This is a genomic window from Streptomyces sp. (genome assembly GCF_036566765.1).
GTDB lineage: Bacteria > Actinomycetota > Actinomycetes > Streptomycetales > Streptomycetaceae > Streptomyces.
This window is the reverse complement of sequence record NZ_DATCVQ010000354.1, coordinates 1-3,988: the sequence shown is the minus strand read 5'-3', so window position 1 is coordinate 3,988 and position 3,988 is coordinate 1. Positions and strand designations below refer to the sequence as shown.

General features: G+C 69.3%; 4 protein-coding genes and 3 pseudogenes. 3 read left to right on the top strand and 4 right to left on the bottom strand.

What is annotated here, in order from left to right:
- Nucleotides 1–185, bottom strand: a pseudogene (locus VIU94_RS20610) (hypothetical protein); the annotation flags it as partial.
- A 40-nt stretch (nucleotides 186–225) separates the two neighbouring features.
- Between VIU94_RS20610 and VIU94_RS20605 the strand changes: the two are divergent.
- The 3 genes from VIU94_RS20605 to VIU94_RS20595 all read left to right on the top strand — a co-directional run bounded on the left by VIU94_RS20605 (nucleotide 226) and on the right by VIU94_RS20595 (nucleotide 2,821).
- Nucleotides 226–864 carry a TetR/AcrR family transcriptional regulator gene (locus VIU94_RS20605; protein WP_331913308.1) on the top strand — a complete coding sequence of 213 codons (639 nt, stop codon included), beginning with the start codon at nucleotides 226–228 and terminating at the stop codon, nucleotides 862–864.
- 190 nt (nucleotides 865–1,054) lie between these two features.
- Nucleotides 1,055–2,095 carry an FAD-dependent oxidoreductase gene (locus VIU94_RS20600; RefSeq protein WP_331913307.1) on the top strand — a complete coding sequence of 347 codons (1,041 nt, stop codon included), beginning with the start codon at nucleotides 1,055–1,057 and terminating at the stop codon, nucleotides 2,093–2,095.
- Nucleotides 2,096–2,314: 219 nt separating this feature from the next.
- Nucleotides 2,315–2,821, top strand: a complete 507-nt coding sequence (locus VIU94_RS20595) for a DinB family protein (RefSeq protein ID WP_331913306.1) — start codon at nucleotides 2,315–2,317, stop codon at nucleotides 2,819–2,821.
- Nucleotides 2,822–2,830: 9 nt separating this feature from the next.
- Here the strand turns inward: VIU94_RS20595 and VIU94_RS20590 are convergent.
- The 3 genes and pseudogenes from VIU94_RS20590 to VIU94_RS20580 form a co-directional block, all read right to left on the bottom strand.
- Nucleotides 2,831–3,159, bottom strand: a pseudogene (locus VIU94_RS20590) (hypothetical protein).
- A 21-nt stretch (nucleotides 3,160–3,180) separates the two neighbouring features.
- Nucleotides 3,181–3,647, bottom strand: a pseudogene (locus tag VIU94_RS20585) (transposase); the annotation flags it as partial.
- Between the two features lie 16 nt (nucleotides 3,648–3,663).
- A complete protein-coding gene (locus VIU94_RS20580; RefSeq protein ID WP_331913305.1) occupies nucleotides 3,664–3,930 on the bottom strand; it encodes a helix-turn-helix domain-containing protein in 267 nt (88 codons plus the stop codon).
- Nucleotides 3,931–3,988: the final 58 nt, after the last annotated feature.

Sequence of the window (3,988 nt, the reverse complement as noted above, 5' to 3'; positions counted from 1 at the left end):
ATGCCGACCGCGGTGCCTTGCGTGGCGAAGAACTCGGCGACCTCGCCGGTCTTCGCGCCGGTGAGGGGCAGGCCGGCGGGGACCATGATCACGTTGCTGAGAGTGATCAGGGTGGCGAAGCCTATGGCGGCGATGCCGCCGGTTCGGGAGAAGTCGATGGCGGCTAACTTGGATTGAGGCGTCATATATTCATTATAAGCAGCGTAAACCCGAGGAGGGTGAGGGATGAGTGCGGAGCAGGGCCGTCGTCGCTACGACTCGCTGCGTCGGACGGCTCAGGCGTTGGAGACCCGGGCCGAGATCGCCCGCGCCGCCCGTCGACTCTTCGACTCCCGGGGCTGGGCGGGTACGACCGTGCGCGAGGTGGCGCGCGAGGCGGGAGTCTCCGTACCCACGGTCTACGCGACGTACGGAAACAAGACCGGGCTGACCCGGGCCGTGGCCGATTCGGCCGACCTGTCCGCCGACGCGCCGCAGATGCTCGCGGAGTTGGAGTCCGCGGTGGGGGACCCGGAGCGCCAACTCGCGGCGATGGCCGCCTACGACAGGCGGCTGTTCGAGCGCGCGGGCGATGTGATCACGCTGATACGCGAAGCGGGCCGTAGCGAGCCCGAGCTCGCCGCGGTCTACCGCGACGGCCGGGAACGCGGCGACGAGACCCGGGTGCAGGTCTTCTCGTCCTGGCCGGTCGGCACTCTTCGACGCGGCCTGGATCTGCGGACTGCCGTGGACGTCTACGCGGCCATCTGCAACATCGACGTCTACACCACGCTGACCACCGAGCGCGGCTGGCCGCCCGGCCGCATCGAGGAATGGTGGGGGCAGGCCCTGGTCCGCGAGCTGTTGAGTCGGACAGTGTCATGAGCGTGTCGTTCACGACCGGCGGAAGGGTTCCATACCGAAGGGCTGGCCGAGTCCCACTGTCCGAGGCCCTCTGCCATCGAGGCCCGGTCACCGGCACGCCGGCCGGCCATCGAGGACCTCGTGGAAGCCGTCCTCGGCGACGCTGCGACGAGGGGGAAGGTAGCTTCCCCGTTTGTGACAGGAGGCCGGCGTGACCGGTAAGGCAGTCGTCGTGGGGGCGGGAGTGGCCGGGCTGGCTACGGCGATCGGATTGCGCCGTGCCGGGTGGGCGGTATCGGTTCTGGAGCGCAGGACCGAGCCGGAGCGGTACGGCACGGCCTTCGGCATCCACCCCACCGCGCAGGGCGCCCTCGAACGGCTCGGAGTGGGCAAGGCCTTCCAGGCCCAGGCCGTGCCCTACCGGAACGCCCGGATTCGCACCCCGCGGGGGAAGACCCTGGCGAGCCTCCCCCTGGAACGCATCGAGCGGAAGGCCGGCCGGCCCGAACTGCTGATCTCTCGCCCCTACCTGATCGACACCCTGCTCGCCGAGCTGGCCGGCCTCGGCGCACCGATCCGGTTCGGGGAACGCCTCTCCGACGTAAGTGCCCTCACCGGCGCCGTTGACCTGGTCGTCGGCGCCGACGGCATCCACAGCGCCGTTCGCACCGCGTGTTTCGGCGACCGCAGCGGTCCGCGCCCCATCGGGACGGTCGCCTGGATCGGTATCGCCGACTTCGAGAGCGGCCTCTACGGCGAGACCTGGGGCAAAGGCCGGTTCTTCGGAATGACCCCGGTCGAAACGGGCCGTACCAATTGGTACGCCACGGTGCCCGAGGCCACCACCGCCGAAGAGCTGCGCGGGTATTTCGAAAGCTGGCACGATCCCATCCCCCGGATCCTCGACCAGACCGACCCGGCCACCTGGATCCGCTACGAGATGCGGCACTTGTTCCCCGCGCTGCCCTCCTTCGTCCACGGCGGAAACATCGCGCTCGTCGGTGACGCCGCGCATGCGATGACGCCCAATCTGGGTCAGGGCGCATGCACGGCGATCCTCGACGCGGAGGCCCTGACCCGGGCCGTGGCCGAGAACACCTCGGCCGGTCTGCCCTCCGCTCTGCGCGCCTACGACGCGGAACGCCGGCGCACCGCGCAACGAGTCGCCCTCGGCTCCCGGAGCCTGCACCGGTTCATGACCACCGAACACACCCGCCTGCGTGATGCCCTGATCCGCGTACTGCCGAGCTGAGGACCACGGGGCCAGTGTCGGTCTGCTCGCCGTCCGGGAGATCCTTGCCGAGGCGAAGACGAACGCCGCCCCGACGGGCCTGTCCGGCGGATCATGCCGGGCGGCCTACCGGCGCTGAATCGCTATAGCGACCCGCCGGACAAGGAGCTGGGTGGAACAGGTCGGGCCCGCCGTTAAATACCTCGACATCGGTCGCGGTGATCGGGGACGCTTCACGCGATGACCAGAATCGACGACACACCGCCCGCGTGGGACGAGCGCACCCAGCTCACCACGTTTCTCGACTACACACGTGACACCGCCCGCGCCAAGTGCGAGGGCGTCTCCGCGGAGAACGCCCGCAAGGCGCTCCTGCCGGGCTCACCGCTGATGACCATGAGCGGAGTGATCAACCACCTCCGCTGGGTCGAGTACTACTGGTTCCAGGTGGTCTTCCTCGGCGAGGAAGACCTGGGCCCCTGGACCGAGGAGGACCCCGACCGAGAGATGCGTATCGCCGTCGACTTCCCGGTCACGCAGTTGCTCGACGAATACGCCGAACAGAGCGCCCGCTACCGCGAACTGGTCGCCCGGAACGGCCTGGACCAGCAGGCCAAGCAAGTCGTCCGCAACGGTCTCCACGTCGACCTGCGCTGGATCCTCCTTCACCTCACCGAGGAGACGGCCCGCCACAACGGCCACCTGGACATCCTGCGCGAGATGCTCGACGGCACGACCGGCGACTAAGGCCGCGTGTTAGAAGTCGGTGACCTGGCTGGTTGGCCGTCCGGGGAAGTCGCGGGCGGCCATCCAGATAGTGAGGTCGCGGGCGATGTAGTTGATGCTGGCCGCCGTGGTGACCTCGTGCTCGTTGCGGGTGCTGTCACGGCGGACGACCTCGTAGCCGCCTTCGTCCAGGACGGCCACGGAGGCGAACCAGACAGGGTCGTCCTCGTCGCGCTGGACGACCACGAAGGTGTTGTCGAGTCGTTGAGGTCGCTGATCATCATGAACAGCGCGTCCTCGGAGGGGTCGGCGATGCGATCGCCGTTCTCACTGTCGGCACCGTAGTACTGAGCCCCCATCGCTGCTTCTCCCTCGCCCGGCTTGAGCCGGTTGATCCCGCACTCGACCGCGTGCCGGGCCTTGTAGTCCTCACGGTCGAAGGCCGGAGGCCGCCCGCCGGCCTTCCCGCGGCGGCGCTTGCGGTTGCCGACCTGGTCGGCGGGCTCGGGGATCGTGCACCGGATCCCGCGCTTTCGCAGGTAGGCCCGGTTGGCACGGGACGAGTACGCCTTGTCGCCCCGCACTCGCAGCGGGCGGACACGGGGACGTCCCGCCCCGACACGGGGCACTCGGATGCCTTCCAGGACGGTCGTGAACTGGGGGCTGTCGCCACGCTGACCTGCGGTGACCAGCAGGGACAGCGGCCGCTGGCCTTGCTCGCAGGCCAGGTGGATCTTGGTGGTGAAGCCTCCCCGGGACGGCCCAGACCGTGGTCGTCGCGCTCGGCCCGGACACCGCCCGGCGGCTCCTTCTGACCTTGTCCATCGCGGCGCACGCCTGCGGCGTGCGGTCCAAATGCCGTGTCACGGGCCGGTGGTGCCGGGCATTTTCACACCCGCCCTGAGCGCGTCATTCGCCGACGCTTCCTCGGTCTCCCAGCGCAGCAGGTCGCCCGGCTGGCACTCGAGTACCTCGCAGAGCGCGGCGAGCGTCGCGAAGCGTACCGCCTTGGCGCGGCCGTTCTTGAGCACCGCCAGGTTGGCGGGCGTGATCCCTACCCGGTCCGCGAGCTCGCCCACGGACATCTTCCGCCTGGCCAGCATCACGTCGATGTCGACGGCGATCGGCATCAGATCACCTCGTCCAACTCGGCCCGCATCTGCGTCGCTTCGACGTCGCGCGCGACGG